Origin of the sequence: Dysgonomonas sp. PH5-45 (assembly GCF_029893235.1) — a bacterium.
Taxonomy (GTDB): Bacteria; Bacteroidota; Bacteroidia; order Bacteroidales; family Dysgonomonadaceae; genus UBA1309.
In genome coordinates, this window is the sequence record NZ_JARXWE010000003.1 from 1 (window position 1) to 20555 (window position 20555).

Annotated in this window: 18 protein-coding genes and 1 pseudogene; 7 read left to right on the top strand and 12 right to left on the bottom strand. The window is 39.0% G+C overall.

Annotated elements, in window-relative coordinates:
- Positions 1-289: 289 nt before the first annotated feature.
- The 6 genes and pseudogenes from M2132_RS01890 to M2132_RS01910 all read left to right on the top strand — a co-directional run bounded on the left by M2132_RS01890 (position 290) and on the right by M2132_RS01910 (position 3873).
- Complete coding sequence (locus M2132_RS01890; RefSeq protein WP_280670974.1) at positions 290-1117, top strand: polymorphic toxin type 23 domain-containing protein; 828 nt, start codon at positions 290-292, stop codon at positions 1115-1117.
- Between the two features lie 3 nt (positions 1118-1120).
- Positions 1121-1630 carry a hypothetical protein gene (locus tag M2132_RS01895; protein ID WP_280670972.1) on the top strand — a complete coding sequence of 170 codons (510 nt, stop codon included), beginning with the start codon at positions 1121-1123 and terminating at the stop codon, positions 1628-1630.
- Between the two features lie 51 nt (positions 1631-1681).
- Positions 1682-1762: pseudogene (locus tag M2132_RS12095) on the top strand (hypothetical protein); the annotation flags it as partial.
- Positions 1763-1798: 36 nt separating this feature from the next.
- Positions 1799-2740: a hypothetical protein gene (locus tag M2132_RS01900; protein ID WP_407932408.1), complete on the top strand. Its 942-nt coding sequence runs from the start codon at positions 1799-1801 to the stop codon at positions 2738-2740.
- An 8-nt stretch (positions 2741-2748) separates the two neighbouring features.
- Positions 2749-3270, top strand: a complete 522-nt coding sequence (locus M2132_RS01905; RefSeq protein WP_280670968.1) for a hypothetical protein — start codon at positions 2749-2751, stop codon at positions 3268-3270.
- 126 nt (positions 3271-3396) lie between these two features.
- Complete coding sequence (locus tag M2132_RS01910) at positions 3397-3873, top strand: hypothetical protein (RefSeq protein WP_280670966.1); 477 nt, start codon at positions 3397-3399, stop codon at positions 3871-3873.
- A gap of 81 nt (positions 3874-3954) precedes the next feature.
- Here M2132_RS01910 and M2132_RS01915 read toward each other — a convergent pair whose 3' ends face one another.
- The 5 genes from M2132_RS01915 to M2132_RS01935 form a co-directional block, all read right to left on the bottom strand.
- Positions 3955-4728 (bottom strand): DUF4595 domain-containing protein, encoded by a 774-nt coding sequence (locus tag M2132_RS01915; RefSeq protein WP_280670964.1) that lies wholly within the window; start codon positions 4726-4728, stop codon positions 3955-3957.
- 10 nt (positions 4729-4738) lie between these two features.
- A complete protein-coding gene (locus tag M2132_RS01920) occupies positions 4739-5317 on the bottom strand; it encodes a phosphatase PAP2 family protein (protein ID WP_280670962.1) in 579 nt (192 codons plus the stop codon).
- A gap of 405 nt (positions 5318-5722) precedes the next feature.
- Positions 5723-7255: a hypothetical protein gene (locus tag M2132_RS01925; RefSeq protein ID WP_280670960.1), complete on the bottom strand. Its 1533-nt coding sequence runs from the start codon at positions 7253-7255 to the stop codon at positions 5723-5725.
- 64 nt (positions 7256-7319) lie between these two features.
- Positions 7320-7922 (bottom strand): hypothetical protein, encoded by a 603-nt coding sequence (locus M2132_RS01930; protein WP_280670958.1) that lies wholly within the window; start codon positions 7920-7922, stop codon positions 7320-7322.
- Positions 7923-7983: 61 nt separating this feature from the next.
- Complete coding sequence (locus M2132_RS01935; protein WP_280670956.1) at positions 7984-9471, bottom strand: hypothetical protein; 1488 nt, start codon at positions 9469-9471, stop codon at positions 7984-7986.
- Between the two features lie 1720 nt (positions 9472-11191).
- Between M2132_RS01935 and purL the strand changes: the two genes are divergently transcribed.
- Positions 11192-14881, top strand: coding sequence for a phosphoribosylformylglycinamidine synthase (gene purL / locus M2132_RS01940; RefSeq protein WP_407932406.1), 3690 nt, complete (start codon positions 11192-11194; stop codon positions 14879-14881).
- A 241-nt stretch (positions 14882-15122) separates the two neighbouring features.
- Here purL and M2132_RS01945 read toward each other — a convergent pair whose 3' ends face one another.
- The 7 genes from M2132_RS01945 to M2132_RS01975 are packed head-to-tail and all read right to left on the bottom strand — an operon-like array spanning position 15123 to position 20545.
- Positions 15123-16007 carry a F0F1 ATP synthase subunit gamma gene (locus M2132_RS01945; protein WP_280670954.1) on the bottom strand — a complete coding sequence of 295 codons (885 nt, stop codon included), beginning with the start codon at positions 16005-16007 and terminating at the stop codon, positions 15123-15125.
- A gap of 15 nt (positions 16008-16022) precedes the next feature.
- Entirely contained in the window at positions 16023-17609 is a 1587-nt protein-coding gene (atpA, locus tag M2132_RS01950) for a F0F1 ATP synthase subunit alpha (RefSeq protein WP_280670952.1), read from the bottom strand.
- A gap of 59 nt (positions 17610-17668) precedes the next feature.
- The gene (locus M2132_RS01955; RefSeq protein WP_280670950.1) at positions 17669-18223 is read right to left on the bottom strand and encodes a F0F1 ATP synthase subunit delta; all 555 of its coding nucleotides are present in this window, start codon (positions 18221-18223) and stop codon (positions 17669-17671) included.
- A gap of 14 nt (positions 18224-18237) precedes the next feature.
- Positions 18238-18735: a F0F1 ATP synthase subunit B gene (gene atpF / locus M2132_RS01960; RefSeq protein WP_280670947.1), complete on the bottom strand. Its 498-nt coding sequence runs from the start codon at positions 18733-18735 to the stop codon at positions 18238-18240.
- 21 nt (positions 18736-18756) lie between these two features.
- Complete coding sequence (gene atpE / locus M2132_RS01965) at positions 18757-18996, bottom strand: ATP synthase F0 subunit C (protein WP_280670945.1); 240 nt, start codon at positions 18994-18996, stop codon at positions 18757-18759.
- A gap of 60 nt (positions 18997-19056) precedes the next feature.
- On the bottom strand, positions 19057-20067 hold the full coding sequence (gene atpB, locus M2132_RS01970) for a F0F1 ATP synthase subunit A (RefSeq protein ID WP_280670980.1): 1011 nt from the start codon (positions 20065-20067) through the stop codon (positions 19057-19059).
- Between the two features lie 58 nt (positions 20068-20125).
- Positions 20126-20545 (bottom strand): hypothetical protein, encoded by a 420-nt coding sequence (locus M2132_RS01975; protein ID WP_280670943.1) that lies wholly within the window; start codon positions 20543-20545, stop codon positions 20126-20128.
- Positions 20546-20555: the final 10 nt, after the last annotated feature.

The following is a 20555-nucleotide window of genomic DNA, read 5'->3' on the forward strand; positions in this document are numbered from 1 at the left end:
ATGACTTGGTAATCTTAAAGTTACGAATAAACACCCACTTAAACAACTGATACCCAATTTGTTTTTTAATAATTTGTCGTTTTTAAACAGGCTCTAAAAATGGATTGGAAGTTTATATTAAAAATCATGGACCTGAAGAAATCATTATTAATGCGAATCAGTAGTTGAAACAATTCGCTGATTTGTTTAGTTAAATTATTTATTATCAATGAAATAAGCGCGTTGAATATTTGCTCAATCTCTTGAAAATCATTAACTTAAAAGAATAATTCCCATTATTTTTTTAATTATGATTCCCAAGAAGAAAGAGCTTAAACTGATAAAGATTTATATGTATATCTGTGATTTATACGATTCAGAACTGAAGTATTACTGTCAAAGATATAGTAATAATTCCAATCCCGTATTTACCGATCAGGAAATAATGACAATTTACCTATTTGCAGGACATTGTCAAAAGTATTTATTGGTCAAGGATATACATACTTTCGCATCAGAATATCTTTCCTCTTGGTTTCCTTATTTGCCATCCTATCAAACATTTAATCTTAGATTAAACCGTCTTAGTGAGGCATTCAAGATATTGAACCAAAGACTGATTAGTTCATTCATACCAAAAAATTACTTTGGTGTTAATTCATTATTAAATAATTCGGCTTGGCCTGCACAAAGAACAGGTACCATTGGAGGCAGAGCAGGAGATTATTCTTTACGATGGGAAAATGATAAATTTGCATTTGACGGAGATAAGTTCAGAAGTAACGCTATTGAATTTGGGTATAAGAATTGGATGATAGGGACAAATGTATATACTACAGACCCAAACATAAATGGAAAAGAAAATTATGATACGAATAGTAATGGGTCTAAAATCTTTAATAATAAATATAATACATATAAGGAAGGGAAACAATTGTCAAGCCCATTATACATAGGATATAAACATAAAAACGGAGCTGTTACTCGGATTGGATATAATCATCGAGCTATTGGCGACATGGTTCAAAATGGATTTCATCATTTACCTTTTATCGCCTCCCCTAACTTTAAAAGAGGAACCCATCATAATAGTTTTTATTATCAAGTAGGAAGATATAAACCAAATTCTATGTATTGAAATATGAAGTTTAAATTATTTATTTGCCTTTTTATAGGTATACTGTTCTGTTCTTGTGTTTTTGGATATTTAATAAAACCAATTGGTTTTAAATATAAATATGATGGCAAATATACAGGTATTGATACATTGATTAATATTGAGGGATATTATTATGATGGAGGATCTCATTATATAATGTTTTATTCAGATGGATTAGCCTCTAGTTATTCTCATAGAATGGATACGATAACTCATAGAAGTCCGGTTTGGGGTAATTATGTTTTATCAAAAGATACAATCAAATTTCAAAAAGTAGTGGATAATGGATTGATGACAGATATAGGTGTCGATATGGTTTATTTCATCATTTTATCCCCAAAAGAGATAAAAGAAATTTATCCTGCTTATAAAGGAGAAAGAGAATATTCATTTCATCCATTAGAAAACCGGATTGATTCCACTAACTGGTTGTTGAAGAAAAAATGGTTTTGGAAAGATAAAAATGCATATAAAAAACGAAAAAAAGAATGACTCGTTTGTATCAAACGAGTAGGTGTGTTTGAGTATTTCAGATAGCGATTAGTGAATGTCCGACTGTATGACCCAACCCTTGGACGTTTCCTTTCGCCCGATCCATATGTACAAGCACCCGATTTCAGCCAAAATTTCAATAGATATACTTATGCACTGAATAATCCGTTGAAATATACAGATCCTGATGGAGAGTGGCTCATAATTGATGATATAATAGCAGCTGTTGTAGGAGGAGCTATTAATGTTACTGTAAATGCTATCCAAGGCAATATACACAGTTGGGGGCAAGGATTTTCCTTATTTGGAGTAGGGGCTGTAGGCGGTGTAGCAAGTTTATACGGTTCTCCGCTTTTAGGTGGGGCTATTATGGGTGCTGGAAACTCTATAGTGAATCAAGGGTTTGGTTCAAACGGAACATGGAACTCAGATAATATTAACGGTCAGCAGGTTTTTTTCGATGGAATAATGGGGGGGGCGCTAGGTGGAGCTTCAAGCTATTGTGGAAGTTTTATTTCTCCTCATATAGGGAAGATGGTTTCAGGCATAAATAGTCCTGTTTTACAACAAGCTGTAGCAGGAGGTATTTCTAGTTCTGCTATGGGCTTTACCATGACTACTGCATTAACTCTTGCCAATAATGGAGGAGATATAGGAGGTGCTTTAGATGCTGGATTCAATAGTGCCCTAACTGGATTCGGCATAGGTGCTACAACTGGAGCCGCAACTGGTTTTAGAATGGCTCACCAGAAAAATGTAAACCCTTTTACAGGAGCAAGTAAGCAGGCAGCACAAATAGAAACAGCTAAAGGAGGATTGAACTTATTTAAGTGGGGAGCAGAACAAACAAGCGAACAAACAGGATGGAAAACTGGAGACTATATGTTACATCTCCCCGACCAAGGAACACCTAAGCTAAATTGGAAAGCCAACTATGGATCATTACGTATGGAAATGAAATTAGGAAACCCAATATACGATTCATACCGTACTCCTAAAGGTAGTCTTATTCCTACAAGAGGCTTCTTGAATGCTGAAAGGTTTACATTACAAAGTCGTGGTTGGATTTATAATTCAAATAGAGGAGCATGGCTACCACCATTCAAATAACTTATACTATGAAATTTACATCACTTGTAAAAGCACAGCTTTTTCCAATATTTCAAGAATATGGATTTAACATAATAAGAGAATCTGAAAATACTATACAATTTAAATCTTTAATTTTAAAGATAAATGTAGTATTTAATAAATATGATAAATCACACCTTATTGAGATAGGTAAAGAAGGTGCATTATACCCATTAAATAACAATGTTGTTAAAGAACTTTTTGATTCTAATTTGTCTATTGAAGAAGTAACATCAGAAACTTTCGTACAAAATCTTTCTGTATTATTTAAAACAAGGAAAGGTGCAGAAATGTTAAATGGAAATGTGGAATTTTTGAAAAAAAACATTATACAACAAAGTGAAGACTACACATCTGAATTGATGCAAAAACAAGAATTAGAAGCTGCTTGGGAAGCCTGGGAAGTTGGTGATTATGAAGTTTTTATTAATAAAATAGATAGAATAGGGGTAAACAAAGTACCACAGTCCTATCAGTTGAAATATAAGATAGCTAAACATAAATTATGAAACATAATAGCAATTAAATTGGGGCTATAACCATTTATCCTCGTTCAATAAAACCACGAAAATAGAATATAAAATATTTGAAAATACAAAAGTTATGAAATATCTATCCCTTTTTAATTGTATAATATGAGGACAAACATATTTTTATTATTGTTTTTTCTGTTTTTTATTGGCTATGGATGTGTTTCTAAGAAATATATTTACATCCAAAATAAAACAGACCATGATATCCAAGTTTATAAAATAGATATTTTAGATGTAGGAAACGATTCTGATATGAAAATGGTAATGCAAAAAAATAATTTGTATAGTAATCTTCAAAATGGCAAGTTAACAATGCGCTATCAGAGGGTTTTAAAACCTGATTCATTAGCATTTTTAGATGTTGTTTATGGAGAAAAATCGAAGACGGAACTAATTGATTCCAATAGTAATTATTTTAATGGGCTATTAGTCATCTTATCAAAAACTGACACAATAATGTTTAACCAAACTGAAATAATACAAAAAGTCAATGAAGCCTGGTTTGAAAGGAATACGGACTCTTCTATAAAGCTAAAAGTTCATGAGAAGACCCGATTGACATGGAAGTTTAGGGATTAATTCCTCCATTTTATACAAATCATTACCGGCATTTTCTTAAAAGAAGATGTCGGTATTTTTTATATGTATGCCTGTTTTGAGTTACCTCTGAGCAGGTTTTTCTTCTTTGTCGCGGAATACGTAATTGAACGATGTGCCTTCTCCTTTTTCATTTATTAAAGCCAAAGTCATTCCGTTTTTGTAATCGACGTATTCGTAGTCGGTTTTGGCTCCGGTTTTATTGTCGATACACTGGTATATCATCATTTGGGTTGTTTTACCCAATATTCCGGCATAGAAAGCAGGCTTGTAGTCTCCTAAATAGATAGGAGGTAGCAGCAAGGAGTTTTTGTTTTCGATGCTTAGCGATGGCAGAAACTTATAATCGTAATATTTGTTCTTAAAACCAATAGCCTGATGGTCGGCATTGTATTTTATATCGCAAAAAACCTCCGGGCCTTTGGCAAAACTAATAGGACGTTCCTCAACGATGCGTACCAGATAGCTTTTTTCGTAAAAGAAACGCACTATATACCGGCCACTTAGGGATGTAACGTAACACTCTGTGGCATAACCCTCCTCCATCTTGTAGCGAAAAATACGCTTATCGAAACGGTCGAACATTATTACTTCATCTTCTTCGTATTTAACCGAATCTATCGCAAAGTAAGATGTGATGCCATTGTGAACCGTCACATCCACGTAACACGAAAGCCTGTCTTGATTGTCATATTGGATAAAACTTTCAACGGTTTTCATATCTGGATATTTTTCCACAACATGTTCAATCCACCTATCCTGAAATACTTTGTCGGCTTTTTTGTTACACGAAAAAAAGAGGAAAACCAGCAGTAATAACACAAAATACTTTTTCATAATCAAACATTTAACCGTTCAACAATTTCTTAGCTTCATACTTTTGATACGTTTTGTAGCCTAACCATCCCATCAACAACCCAAACGCAATTCCGCAAACAACATCCAACGGGTAATGCTTGCCTACGTACATACGGCTATATGCAATGAGGGTAGCCCAGAAGAAAATGAACATCGAATAATACCTGTTTCTGAAGAACAGTGCGGTAAACAGAGCCAAACAAAATGAATTGGACGAGTGTGCCGAAAAAAAACTATAACTGCTACCACAATCCTCCAATACATTGACCACACCGTTGAGAGCCTCGCATGGGCGAGGGCGCATGACAATTATTTTCAGAAGATTACTCAATCCGCTGTTCAGCCCTATTGTCATTAACAAAAAGAAAACGGCTATTGTTCCTCGTTTTCGGTATTTATATGCCATAAAACAGAGAATCAATATCAAAATGGCTCCCCAGAAGAAATATGTACTGAAAAAAATCATGGCAGGATCGAGCAAACTGTGTTGCTTTTCATTTATCCATACCAGCAAATCGGAATCCCATTGAGGGAAATCGTATAATAATATAAACCAATCGGTAGTCATGAAAAATATCTTTGGGTGATAATCTTCTGGAAAAGACAGTAAGCGAAATTCCTCAAGGCTTGAGGTAACAATTCAAAGATTCGCCTATCCACGCGTTTTTACGCTGTATTTTCTCAAAATAATTTGCCGTGAAATTAAGCAAAATATATCAAATCCAACGCACATTTTTCTCCTTTGTTTTTCTGCTAAACACTTCTCCTTTCAGAAATATGGCTTTTATTGTTCATATAAAATAGGGTTATATTATAGTTTCATTTTCCTTGTTAACGGTTGGTCATTTATTCCCGCAAGCAACAACTAAAACACCAATAAAAAGGAGATAAATCCTAAAAAGCATTCGGTTCTCCCTACAATCATTAAAGTAGGAAGAACCGAATATCTTGACTGGTTTATACTGTGTACCTGTTATTTTGTAACCGTCACGCTACCAGAACCATGAAGCACTGATGTTTGCGAACAATAGTTCCGGGCAAATACAGTAATCTGGCTACCGTCGAAAGTTCCGGACTTAAGAACCTTAAACCTTAATGCATTACCTTCTTTAACAACACACAAACCATTACTGTAAGAACCTGCCATCGGTTCTAAATATTCTTCGGGATATGTCCATATATAATATGTGGGTATACCTATAACGGCCGGATATCCACTCAAAGAAACATAAAGAGAGCCTTGTACTGTATTATTAAATCTCATTTCAGAAATATGCTCGGACAAGACTACACATACCCCAGCCCTAACAAAATACATGATATCCTCAGAATAACCACTTTCTCCACAATTATTTACAGCCCTCACTTTAACTGTATAGTCTCCGGGGGGTATTGAACTGGGTACACTGAAGCTTAGATAAGGTACATTAGTTATTATCGGAGTCGATGATAGTATTGAAGGCAGCACCCATTCGTAATAATCGGCTCCCGCAACCGGTTCTACTGAAACAATCATAAGGCTACCAAGACTTGAATATTTAGGATAAAAAGTTATTTTGCCCGGAGTATCAGGTATAGGACAAGGATCGGGGATTGTTACATTTATAAATCCGGTTCCTTTTCCCGATACATATCCACAATCGTTAACCGCATAAACTATAATATCTTCACCCGAATAATTACCTGTTTTTTCGGCAGTTATTGTTATAGAAGGGCCTGAAGAATGTCCTGTCAGCCCATTGGGCAATACCCAATAATAAAAATCGGCGGTGGCATTGGTTACAGGTGTTATCGAGGCCGTAAAAGTATCTCCTTTATTGATTGTTCTACTACTAAAAGAAATAGGCCCTATATCCCCGGGCTTGGGGCAATCCACGCAAGGATTGACCGGATTTACAACCATTGCTATCGAAGAAGCACGGGCTTCTCCGATGCCGCAATCATTTACAGCTTTCACCTTTATGGTGCCAGCACTGTAAGTTCCATCCTTAACTGCTGTAATTTCAATAGTTGAAGTTGTAGAAAAACCCATTAATCCCTCGGGTAGCTCCCAGATATAAGACGTAGCTCCGTCCACGGCTGCTATCGATGCAGTAAATTTATCGCCCTGATCTATCGGACCGACCGGCGTAAATGTTATTTGCCCCGGCATAGCTGGCACAGCACATCCCTCGCCGTCCAGCAAATGCCATGCACCATCAGACCATACGTATACTCCAATACCTTCCAGTCCACTTTCTAAAGTCTTAATATCATTTTCATTATATACAATCATACCTTCAGTTGCGCTTCCGAACAAAGGATTCCACACAATAGCAGATGTTAAAGCTACCTTAGGCAGAAGCAAGCCTTTGTTGTCGGAATATAATTCGAGTGCTGCGCCATCTTGAGCTTTAACATCCTTACCTATAGCCACCTGCGAATAAGACGGATTGGTGAATAGCATTAAACAGGCTAAAACAAAAGCTATTCTCAATAATATATTATTTATTTTTTTTGATTTCATTATTTTATTTTATAAAAGTTAGGAGAATTCGAGTTATGAGTCACGATGAACAGACTCCACCTAATTAATTAACCTCAATTGTACCGGTACCCGATACTTGTGAGCCAGAACCACAATCATTGCTAACCGACACCTTTATTTGAGAGGCATCATAACTTCCTGAGGCACTTGCTGTAATAGTAATATAGTTTTCGTTCGAAGTACCTGTTAACCCTACCGGCAAAACCCAGCTATAAGAACTTGCACCTTTAACTTCGGGCACTGAGGCTACAATAAAAAGGTTATTACTGCCTTTATCTATTGTACGAGTATTAAAAGAGATGCTGACAGGGGTACCAGGAGCCGATGTGCAGGGAGAAGACGCCCGCTGTAAGATATTCCACCGGTTATTGTACCATACATACGTACCCTTTCCTTTCAAATTATTGAGGGTTGAGGTGTTAGTATTAAAAACAAGCATTCCATCATCCGGAGTTCCCTCAAGAGGCTGCCAGTAATCGTACCGTGCCAACGAAACCCGTGGCAGCAAAAGTCCTTTACTACTATTCGATTCTATTTCCAGAATAGATCCCGCATGGGCAGCCGTACCCCTACCAATTGTTACCTGGGCATTAGCCGATATAAATAGTGCAAAAAATATAAGTATTATATATGCTTTCTTTTTCATTTTACTTGATTATTTTGGTTATATATAAAACAACTCTTCATTCTACTATCTATGCTTTTTTTTACTGCGTTACAATAGTTCCGGTTCCGGTTCTTGGGAAACTTGATTCGCAACTACTGTTGGCAATAACCATAATTTCGGAGGCATCAATAGTTCTTCCTGAAGCAATTACCTTGAGTGTGATTGAAGGTCCGACAGTTAAGTTCATATCAGCTTCGAATACATCGTCGGGATAAAACCATTCATAATATATGTCATTACCCGAAGGATAGCTCGACATGGAAATGGTTAAGTTATCACCATTATTAAGTACTCGTGAACTAAAATTTAATACGCCCGGCTGATCCGGCACAGGACATGACGATCCGGTTTGAACATCTACCGATATAGTTGCTCTATCGCCTTCCGCACAATCATTTACCGGTGTTACGTTAATCGCATAAGTACCTTCCGGTAGGTTCGAAGGGATATTGAAAGGATAAAATATGGAAGATGAACTAACAATAGGTGTAATCCCCAGACTCGTTAAGTCATACTTGTATGAGGTTGCGTATCTTGCAGTAGGTACGACAAGTATAGCCTCTCCTCCTACTATTACTTGCTTTGGATATATCCGTATATTCCTTGAATTAATAGTTCCGGGCTCAGGACACCTTACTAAAATACTTTGCTGATCGTTGGTTATCATACTATATCCACAATCGTTAACCGCATAAACCTTTATTGTTCCCTTGGCGTATGTTCCGGCCACATCGCCGGTTATTGTTATTACTGAACTTGTAGAATATCCGCTCAATCCGTTGGGCAATACCCAATAATAAAAATCAGCACCGCTAACAGGCGTTACCTCCGCTCTCATCTGGTCAGTGCGGTTAATACTCACCGGATCGTCATTGTTTACAACATAATATGTAAATATAATTTTATCGAGAGTTCCGGGTTTTTCGCACTCTACGCAAGGATTAACATAATTCACAATAAGCGCCGTTGCAAAAGACTGTTCTTCACTTATACCACAACTATTAACAGCCCTGACCTTGATACTTCCGGCAGGATAATTACCATCAAAAACGGCTGTAATAGAGATTTGGTTGGTTGTAGAAAATCCCATTAGACCATCGGCTAATTCCCATATATAAGAAGTAGCACCACTTACGGCCGCCACCGAAGCTGTAAACTTATCTCCTTGATCAAAAGGGCCATTATCCGAAATAGATATACTACCGGGCCGGGCCGGAACAGGACAATCCTGATTATCGAGCTTATACCATCGGTTATTTACCCATGTGTAAACCCCAACTCCATCGAGCCCATTTTCAGGGGTACTATTAGTGTTATACACCGTCATACCATCAACGGAACTACTACTTGTCATCGGAGGATTCCAAGCTGTTGCAGATACAAGAAACAACCTCGGTAACAACAAGCCTTTGTTACTGTTCGAGACTATTTCTAAGGCGGCACCCTCATGAGGCGGAACGTCTTTACCTATCGTTACCTGAGAATGTGTAGATAATGCTGTAAATGTTACACATATCAGAATAAACATTTTTTTTAGAACTAACTGATGATGTGCTGTTTGTAGTTTTGTTGTTTTCACCTTTTTTATCATTCCTTTCTAATTATTGTTATTAACATATTTTTCAAGCATTCCTTATCTTCTTCTTGATTAAGAACCTGTTATAATATCTATAATCAGTTTAACACACACTTAATCAATACAAATCGTATTGTGTGCCATTTTTAAATTATTTGATTGTATTGATGTTAGTGCATCTTTGGCACAAAAAATGGAAGGGGAGTCCTTTTCCAATTTGTACATATTGCTTACTATTTTCGCAAACGGCACGGCAATTAAATCGAATCGAATGAAAGGCAAATATAAAATAGGAACTCCCCGACCCCTTTTTTGTAAAGCTCTCGGATAATATATTGAACGAAAAAAATTAAATGTTAATTTTTTATTGTTGGTAGATGTAGGGCACAAAAAAACAGGATATATTTTTTTATAAAAAAATACCCTGACCTTTTTTCTGATAAAATTATTTCGTATAATGCGCGCACATGTACACGCACCTAATGATATGAAAATAGAAACATATATTTCTATATTCTGTACAAAAAATGAAAAAAATAGAGATATTAATCGACCCTTATGTGAGGCTCTCTCTCTCTCTCTCTCTCTCTCTCTCTAATAAAATAACGGTACTATCCAAATTTTGGACAATAAAAGCACAGTTGCGAATTCTTGTTTTTGGGCTTCCCATTATTTCAATTCATTATTCAGACGACAAATATAATTATAAAAAACGAACAAAAAAGCCCCGAAATGAATATTGTGGCAAATATGTTAAAATACGAATACGTAGATTTCACAGATTGAGAGCACCTTTTTTCTGTTCTGTTTTTCTTAAAAAAATTCTTTACAATTAGCCCCATAATCCTTTATTCATAAGCATTACTGCATACTGAAGAAATATGCGAAAATAAAAAAATCCAGAACCTTTTATGACATCTTGTAATGTTATATTTTCGCACACCATAAGCTCATTTATTTACATTTTTTAAAATAAAAAGAGGTTTATTTAACAATATGGATATACCTCCTGTTTTTTAACTATTTTTCGATTAGTTATATTAATATCAAGTTGCCTTTTATAAAATAAATCAATAAAGAATTTAATCCCTTAACCTTTGCACAGAACATACTACATTATCTATGGAAAGAGAATTAAAATAACCCGTGACGCACCTAAATAACTCACCACAAATTTCTCATTATAAGCAATTTGCAATTCTTACCATTGAATCACCTACACTCATCGAACGTTGTTTCTGAACAAAGTGAAGAGTCTCTGTTTTTTTATTAAAGATCCTTCGTTTCACTCAGGATGACAAAATGGATATATCTTATTTCTCAGATAATGAATTTTCATATTCTAAATGCGCCACGGATTTGAAATGACTTTCTCGGATATTGCTAAATATATGCTAATAAGATTTATACTGTAACCGAAAATTGCTTTTTGATTAAACTTATTATACTCATTCGGGTGTATACTCTTTTTATTATTCGCACAAACCATAAATAGCAATTTGAATTACAAAGTATTCTTCTTTCATTATAATTTCGGCATATATCGCTCTGTCTTATTTTTGTTTTCAGAAATAATATGTTTTCTGTATAGATTTTGTTTTAATAGCTCTGTACTTTTCATTAACTTTGTTCCACATTTCAGAAACTTACTAACAAGTTACAAAAAGAAAATATGGTTGCTTTCTTCCAGAATCCTGCTAAGGATGTTATTATTGCAGTTCAAACCGATTTAGTATTAAACCCTGCCGATGTTCAGAAATTAACTTGGCTCTTTGGCGAAGCGCAAATGCTCGATACCTCCCAGATAGATGGCTATTATGTGGGGCCTCGTAAGGAAATGATTACTCCGTGGAGTACAAATGCCGTTGAAATAACCCAAAATATGGGCATTGCAGGCATTCTCCGCATCGAAGAGTACTTTGTATCGAGCCAAGATGCGAAATTCGACCCCATGCTCCAGCAAATATACAGTGGGCTTACGCAGGATTTATTTACAATAGATAAGCAGCCCGAACCAATCATCGAGATTGACGATATTGAAGCCTACAACCGCAAAGAAGGTTTGGCACTGAGCGATGACGAGGTTGGATATCTGAACGATTTGAGCAAAAAACTTGGTAGGAAGCTTACCGATAGTGAAGTGTTTGGTTTCTCGCAAGTAAATTCGGAACACTGCCGCCATAAAATATTTAACGGAACGTTTATTATTGATGGCGAGGAAAAGGAAAGTTCACTATTTAAACTGATAAAGAAAACATCGGCCGAAAATCCAAACAGACTTGTTTCGGCTTACAAAGACAATGTTGCTTTCAGCGACGGACCCGAAATTGAGCAATTTGCTCCCGCAACAGGCGATAAGCCCGATTACTTCCAAACAAAACAAATAAAATCGGTTATCTCTTTGAAAGCCGAAACACATAATTTCCCAACCACAGTAGAACCTTTCAACGGTGCTGCAACAGGAACGGGAGGCGAAATACGCGACCGTCTGGCCGGAGGCCGTGGCTCGCTGCCTATTGCCGGCACAGCAGTTTATATGACAGCCTATCCCCGCACAAAGGCAGGCCGCAAATGGGAACAAGGTATGGCCGAGCGCCAATGGCTATACCAAACACCCGAAGAGATTCTTATAAAGGCATCGAACGGAGCTTCCGATTTTGGGAATAAATTTGGGCAACCCCTTATCTGCGGTTCGTTGCTCACGCTGGAACACGAAGAAAACGCGAAGAAATTTGCTTACGATAAAGTAATAATGCTTGCCGGAGGTGTAGGCTTTGCTAATAAGCGGGACGCACTGAAAGCAGAGCCCACTCCGGGCGAAAAGGTTGTTATCCTCGGTGGAGACAACTACCGTATAGGAATGGGCGGAGGCGCAGTCTCGTCGGTCAACACAGGTCAGTATTCGAGTGGAATTGAGCTGAATGCCGTACAGCGTGCCAACCCCGAAATGCAAAAACGGACATCGAACGTTATCCGTACACTGTCCGAATCGGACAATAACCCGATAGTTTCCATCCACGACCATGGTGCAGGCGGTCACCTGAACTGCTTGTCTGAGTTGGTGGAACACACAGGTGGTATTATCGAGGTAGACAAACTTCCTGTTGGCGATCCTACCCTTTCGTCGAAAGAAATTGTAGGAAACGAAAGCCAGGAAAGAATGGGTATGCTCATACCTGCCGAAACAACAGAGATGATTAAGCGTGTTGCCGACCGTGAACGCTCGCCTATGTATGTTGTTGGCGAAACTACCAACGATATGAAGTTCGTTTTTGAGCAAAAAGACGGTAAACGCCCTATTGACCTTAATCTGGAAGATTTCTTCGGGAAAGCGCCTAAAACAATCATGCGTGACACCACCCTTGAAGAAACTTACAGCAACCCCGAATACAATATTTCCGGCCTGAAGGAATATATAGAAAACGTGCTTCAACTCGAAGCCGTTGCTTGCAAAGACTGGCTCACAAATAAGGTAGACCGTTCGGTTACCGGGAAAATAGCCCGTCAGCAATGCCAAGGAGAAATACAGCTACCATTGAGCGACCTCGGAGCCGTAGCACTCGATTATCGGGGACGTACAGGTATCGCAACTTCAATCGGCCATGCTCCACAAGTGGCGATGGTCGACCCTGCGGCAGGATCGGTAGTATCTATTGCCGAAGCCTTAACCAACCTCGTTTTCGCACCTATCGAAGGAGGGTTGAACAGTGTATCGCTCAGCGCAAACTGGATGTGGCCCTGTAAAAATCCGGGCGAAGACGCACGTCTATATAACGCCGTGGAGGCTTGTTCCAACTTTGCGTGTAGTTTGGGTATAAACATCCCGACAGGGAAAGACTCCTTGTCGATGACACAGAAATATGGCGAAGAAAAAGTATATTCACCGGGAACGGTTATCATTTCGGCAGCAGCAGAGGTAAAAAACATCCGTAAGATTATTTCGCCTGTTTTAGCTTATATAAAAGGTACATACCTTTACTATATAGATTTTTCGTTCGACACGTTTAAACTTGGAGGTTCGGCCTTTGCCCAAACTTTGAATAAGGTAGGCGAAGAAGTTCCCACCGTGAAAGATAGCGAATATTTCAAAAACGCATTCAATGCCGTTCAGGAATTGATAGACCGTGGTCTTATCCTTGCCGGACACGATATTTCGGCAGGTGGTATGATAACCGCTATGCTCGAAATGTGTTTTGCCAACCCTAAAGGAGGTCTGGAAGCAAGACTCGATAAACTGCATCATTCCGATTTGATAAAAATTCTGTTTTCCGAAAATCCGGGTATTCTCATTCAGGTGAAACACCATCATCTGGTAGAAAAAATTCTGGAAGATTATGGACTCGGATTCGCTATCGTTGCACGGCCAACCGAAAACCGAAAACTTACAATTCAGAAAGACGACTTTTATCAGGAATTCGATATAGATCAGTTGAGAGACGTTTGGTACGAATCGTCGTATTTACTTGATAGGCTTCAGAGTGGAGAAGAATGCGCTAAAGCCCGTTTCGAGAACTATAAGAATCAACCTTTGCAATTTAATATAAGGCACGACTTTTCGGGTCGCTTCTCTAATTTGGGCATAACGCCCAACAGGGAGGGAATGTCGGGTATTAAAGCTGCTGTTATCCGCGAAAAGGGAACAAATGGTGAGCGTGAAATGGCGTACTCGCTTTATCTTGCAGGCTTCGATGTGAAAGACGTACATATGACCGACTTGGCTTCGGGCAGGGAAACGCTTGAAGACATAAATCTGATTGTGTTCTGTGGCGGATTTTCGAACTCCGATGTGTTTGGTTCGGCCAAAGGATGGGCAGGCAGCTTTATGTTTAACGAAAAAGCGAAACAGGCTCTCGATAATTTCTATGCCCGCAAAGACACCCTTAGCCTTGGTGTATGTAACGGTTGCCAGTTGATGATGGAATTAGGACTGGTTTATCCCGAACACACACAAAAACCAAGGATGGAGCATAACATCTCACATAAGCTCGAATCAGCGTTCGTCAGTGTAGAGATACCCGAAAACAAATCGGTTATGTTCGGTTCACTATCTGGCAGTAAGCTTGGCATCTGGGTGACACATGGCGAAGGACGTTTTGTGTTACCACAGGCAGAACAAGACTATGAGTTTGTTGCAAAATACGTTTACGATACATATCCCGGAAATCCTAACGGATCGGACTACAATACGGCAGGCGTTTGTTCTAAGGATGGTCGCCATTTGGCTATTATGCCTCACTTGGAGCGTTCGCTCTTCCCTTGGCAATGCGCATACTATCCCTTCGAGCGCCGCAAAGACGATGTTACACCTTGGATAGAAGCATTTATCAATGCCCGGAAGTGGATTGAAAACATTAAGGAATAAAGCCTTATGGCAGGTTTTTGTAGATATCACTAAGAGAGAATATATCCAGATAAAAAGAGGTTTAACCGCCTCTTTTTTTGTTCAGTATCCCTGTGAAATATACAAAAAATACGACAGCAATTTTTATGCTGAACTTATGTTTTGAATAATAGGGTTTGTATTAATAAAATAGCGAAAAAGAATGTCCTTCTTTTCCGCTATTTCTTTATGATATGAATTATTTTCTCTATACAACAGAAACCTACAAAGCAGACGCTCCTCCGATAATGTCGAGCAACTGGTTTGTAATAGCACCCTGACGACTCTTGTTGTACTCAACAGTAAGGTCTTGTACAAGGTCTTGAGCATTGTCGGTTGCTATTTGCATAGCCATACTCCGTGCCGCATGTTCGGATGCATTAGAGTCTAACAGGGCTGAATATAAGTTTGAAGCCAAAACCTTAGGTATAAGGTGCGAAAGAAGTTCTTCGCGAGTTGGTTCAAGTATATAGTCGGTTTGCACATTATTAGATCCTCCTTGGGCATCTTGTTCCCTTACACTATCCAAATCGAAAGGCAAATAAACAGAGTTCGTAACTTGTTGCGACCCTGCCGATTTAAAGTGTGTGTAAACGAGAATAATCCTGTCTACCTCTTTGTTCAGGAATTTTGAAACCAAATCGTTCGACAGCTCCAGCACAGGCTGAAACGAAGGCTTATCGGCCATAGCCGTAAATTGCCCTTCTATCTTTATATTCGATTTGTTCGCAAAGTCCATTATCTTTTTCCCAACGGGATAAACAAGGATATTTTCTTTACCCAAATTTTCGTACTGCGAATATGTTTGGCTGAACTCTTTAAGGATATTGGCATTAAAGCTTCCGCAAAGGCTTGAGTTTGACGAGAATGCCACGATAGCAACTCTTTTCACTTCACGCTCTTGCGCATAAGCCGAATCAAAATTGCTGTCGGAAGCCAACAAACAAGTAAGGATTTGATTCAATTTTTGTGTATAAGGCAAAAAAGAAACGATTGTAGCCTGAGCCTTATGCAACTTAGCTGATGCAATCATCTTCATGGCTGAAGTAATCTTTTTCGTACTATTGACCGATGCAATCCTGCCTTTTATTTCCTTTAATGATGCCATAGAGTTTCTTTATTTTTAAGCTTTATACAAACTTGCAACTTCTTTCGCCACTTTTTCTATTGTAGCGGCAACTTCGTTTGTTAACTGACCTTTTTTCAGCACGTCAAGTACCGATTCCTTGTATTGCGTTTCCAATACTTTCAGGAACTCAGATTCAAAGTTATGAACCTTGTCGAGAGGTATGGTGTTAAGCAGCCCGTTAGTTCCGCAATAAAGAATAGCCACTTGTTTTTCCACTGGCATTGGCGAATATTGCGCTTGGATAAGCAACTCCGCATTTTTCTGTCCTTTATTGATTGTAAGGGCAGTAACAGGGTCCATATCGCCACCAAATTGTGCAAACGCCTCCAATTCGCGGAATTGAGCTTGGTCTATCTTCAAAGTACCCGCAACTTTTTTCATTGCTTTGGTTTGTGCACTACCACCCACACGCGAAACGGAAATACCCACGTCGATGGCCGGACGGTTACCCGAGTTGAACAAGTCAAGGTCAAGGAATATCTGTCCGTCGGTAATAGAAATCACATTGGTTGGAATATAGGCCGAAACGTCGCCCGCTTGGGTTTCGATGATAGGCAAAGCAGTCAGAGAACCTCCGGCTTTCACTTTTCCTTTCAAAGATTCGGGCAAGTCGTTCATTTGCTCGGCAACCTCTTGCTGTTCGATGATTTTGGCCGCACGCTCCAATAAGCGTGAGTGCAAGTAGAAGATATCACCGGGATATGCTTCACGACCGGGAGGCCTTCTCAAAATCAGAGAAATTTCGCGGTAAGCCACAGCTTGTTTCGACAAGTCGTCGTAAACAACAAGTGCGTGACGACCTGTATCGCGGAAGTATTCGCCAATAGCAGCACCGGCAAATGCTCCGAAATATTGTAAGGCGGCTGGCTCGGCTGCTGTAGCAGAAATAACCACAGTATAGTCTAAAGCGCCTTTTTCTTTTAATGTTTCAACAATGTTTGCTACCGAAGAAGCTTTCTGACCGATAGCAACATAAATACAATAAACAGGATCGCCCGCTTCGTAGTTGGCTTTTTGGCTGATTATGGTATCTATGGCGATTGCGGTTTTTCCTGTCTGACGGTCGCCGATAATCAACTCACGCTGACCACGGCCGATAGGAATCATCGCATCAATAGCTTTCAATCCGGTTTGCAAAGGTTGAGTTACAGGCTGACGGTATATTACACCCGGAGCTTTACGCTCAAGGGGCATTTCAATCAACTCGCCCTCAATATCTCCTTTTCCGTCAATCGGTTCGCCCAGAGGAGTGATTACACGCCCCAACAAGCCTTCGCCTACTTTAATAGAGGCAATCAGGCCTGTGCGTTTCACGATATCGCCCTCTTTTACAAATACCGAAGGACCCAATAATACGGCTCCCACGTTATCTTCTTCAAGGTTCATCGCTACGGCTTTCAGTCCGTTGTCGAATTCAAGCAACTCGTTCGATTCTACATTTTTCAAACCGTATACACGAGCCACGCTATCGCCCACCGAAAGAACCACTCCCGTTTCGTCAAACTGAACACGGTTGCTGATTCCATCCAGTTGCATCTTCAACACTTCTGAAACCTCGCTTGCTTTTATATTTCCAGACATATTAATTTTTTCTTATTAAAAAACTATCATCAAGTTAACGATAACGGTTTTACACAGGGTTACACAACTTTTTTGTTACTTCTGAGCAATTGCTCTCTGATTGACTTTAATTGTGTAGATACGCTTGCATCCAATCGATAAGTATCGATATATAATACAAAACCACCTCCAATTTCAGGATCTATCCGGGTCTCGAATTCGAGAGCACCTTTCACCTTGCTATTTACCAGTTGTTTTATCTTATCTTGGGCAGCTGTATCGATAGAACCTGCCGTTACTAACTTGCCTACACTAATATTTTTATAGTCTCTGTATAAATCCAAATATACTAAACTGATCGTTTGCAGATTTTTTTCCCTTTTCTGATGCAATACTAATTCTATGAAACGGACGAAGGCATCAGATACCTGGCCTCCGGCCGCTGTTTTTGTCAGTTCAAGTTTATCGCTGGTAAACAATACAGGATTATCTAATGCCGTACGAAGCGAATAATCGTTGGTCAAGGCTTGGCTTAACTTTTGCATGTCTGTAAAAACCTTGTCTTCAACGCCCTGTTCTTTCGCATATTCGAAAAGAGCCCGTGCATAACGCTTAGATACTGTTCCTGAATTCATAACTTATTAATATATTAAGATTTTGATACCATAGCCTCGTCTACCAAACGGTCTATCATTGCCATTTGTTCCTTGTCGGTACGCAAGTTGTCGCGGAGAACTTTTTCGGCAACACCAACCGATAGTTCGGCAACCTGACGACGTATGTCCTTGATTGCCTCTTCTTTTTCAAGTTGTATTTGCCTTCTTATTTCGTCCAGCTCCTTCTGGCCTTCGGTACGGGCCTGCTCGCGTGCTTCGTTTACAAGACGGGTTCTGGTATTTTCTGCATCATTTAAGATTTTCACCTGCTCGCTTCTTGCCGAAGCTATCATAGCTTCGCTCTCTTCTTTTATATTAGCCAATTGTTTGTTGGCTTCTTTGGCTGCGTCCAAAGATTTTTCGATATACTCATTGCGGTTATCGACCATCTTTGTTATCACAGGGAATCCGAATTTCGCAAGAATGAAAAACACGATCCCGAATGACAAAAGCATCCAAAATAAAAGACCGACTTCAGGTTGTAAAAGCATTTTTTATTAGTTTTCTTTGGTTTATATGATAAATCCGCAAACTACTACCGCAAACAAGGCAACCCCCTCGATAAGAGCCGCTGCAATAATCATAGACATACGGATGTCGCTACTTGCTTCTGGTTGACGAGCGATACCTTCCATTGCCGACGCACCGATTTTTCCGATACCAATAGCTGCTGCTATTGTTGCTAAACTTGCTCCAAGAGCTGCTCCTAAACTTGCTAAACCTGCTGCTTCTAATAAAACTGATAGTAACATAATTCTTTGATTTTTAAGTATTGATTTTATTAATTTAATTTCTGATTTAGATTTTTTCCTTTAATGTTTTGCATGATGGGGTTCCACCTGCGCCAAACCGATAAACACCGCCGAAAGCATAGTAAATACATAAGCTTGGATGTATGCCACAAGTATTTCTACCATGTTGATAAACACGGTTAACAATACCGACATAACACTCATCGACGAATTTATGGCCGTACCCAACGATACGGTTACGAATACCAAACATACAAGACCCAACACAATAGAGTGACCGGCAAGTATATTGGCAAAAAGACGTATCATCAAGGCAAAAGGTTTTGTAAATATACCTACAATCTCGATGACAGGCATAAGCGGAATGGGGAACTTAAGCCATGTAGGTACATCGGGCCAAAGTATTTCCCTCCAGTACTCGCGCGAACCGAATACGTTTACCGTAAAGAACGTGAAAACCGCCAAAACCATAGTTACGGCTATGTTTCCCGTTACGTTCGCTCCAAAAGGGAAAATAGGAATCAAGCCCATAATATTATTGGTGAAAATAAAGAAAAATGCTGTCAGAAGATAAGGCGCAAATTTCTTGTAATTTTTACCAACACATGGTTTAACAATGTCGTCGTTGACGCTCATTATGAACATTTCCATAAATCCGACAAACCCTTTTGCTACTTGCGGATTATCGGGCGTATTGTGTTTCTTATACCAACGAGCCACGCTTAGGATAATAGTAATGAGTACGATACTACTCAATATCAGAGCCATCGCATTCTTTGTAAGCGAAAAATCCCAAGGACGAACTTCTTCGCCGGCAGCATTTTTCTCTACAATCTTGCCTCTGTAACTACCTTCCTGTGCAATATAAAAGCCGTTATATTCAACCGTTCCGTGATGAAAATTTGACGACATGAACACCTGCCAGCCACTATTCTCGCCTTTCACAATAACGGGCAGGGGAACAGATACTTCGCCCCAAAGATGCCAGTCGTACGAATCGCCAAGGTGGTCAAGAATCAGTTCTTTCACATTCAGTTCACCGCCTTCTTCTGTACTTCCTCCCGACGCCATAAGCGTTGTGTTGGCAACAAATATTGCGCACAACAGCAAGAGTATATATTTAAATTGGCTATTCATTTTTTTCTTTATTTTTTTTTATATGCTTTTCTATTTTTACAAATAAAATCGATTCAACAAGCAAAAACAAAAGATAGAAGGCCATGAAAACCGCCACAAAAGGCTTTATCATCTCTTTGCCCTCAATCACAACAAAAATACCGACAAATATGAGCGATACCGCTATTTTTATAACTTTGGTCAGCATATAAATCTGTTGCAATTGCTTCTTTTCTTTTTTGCGGCTGAAGGCCTCGACCATCGTCACCAACAGAAACTCCGTTATCAGAAAGAACGACAGTATGCCTACAAACCACTGTTGGCTGAATGTGGGAACAAAATAAAATGTAACGGCTCCTACCAAAGCCCCGATCATCATACCGGAAGCGATAATCGTAGTTATCAGTGTTGCTTTAAACAGGTCTTTTGCCATAAACAACTTT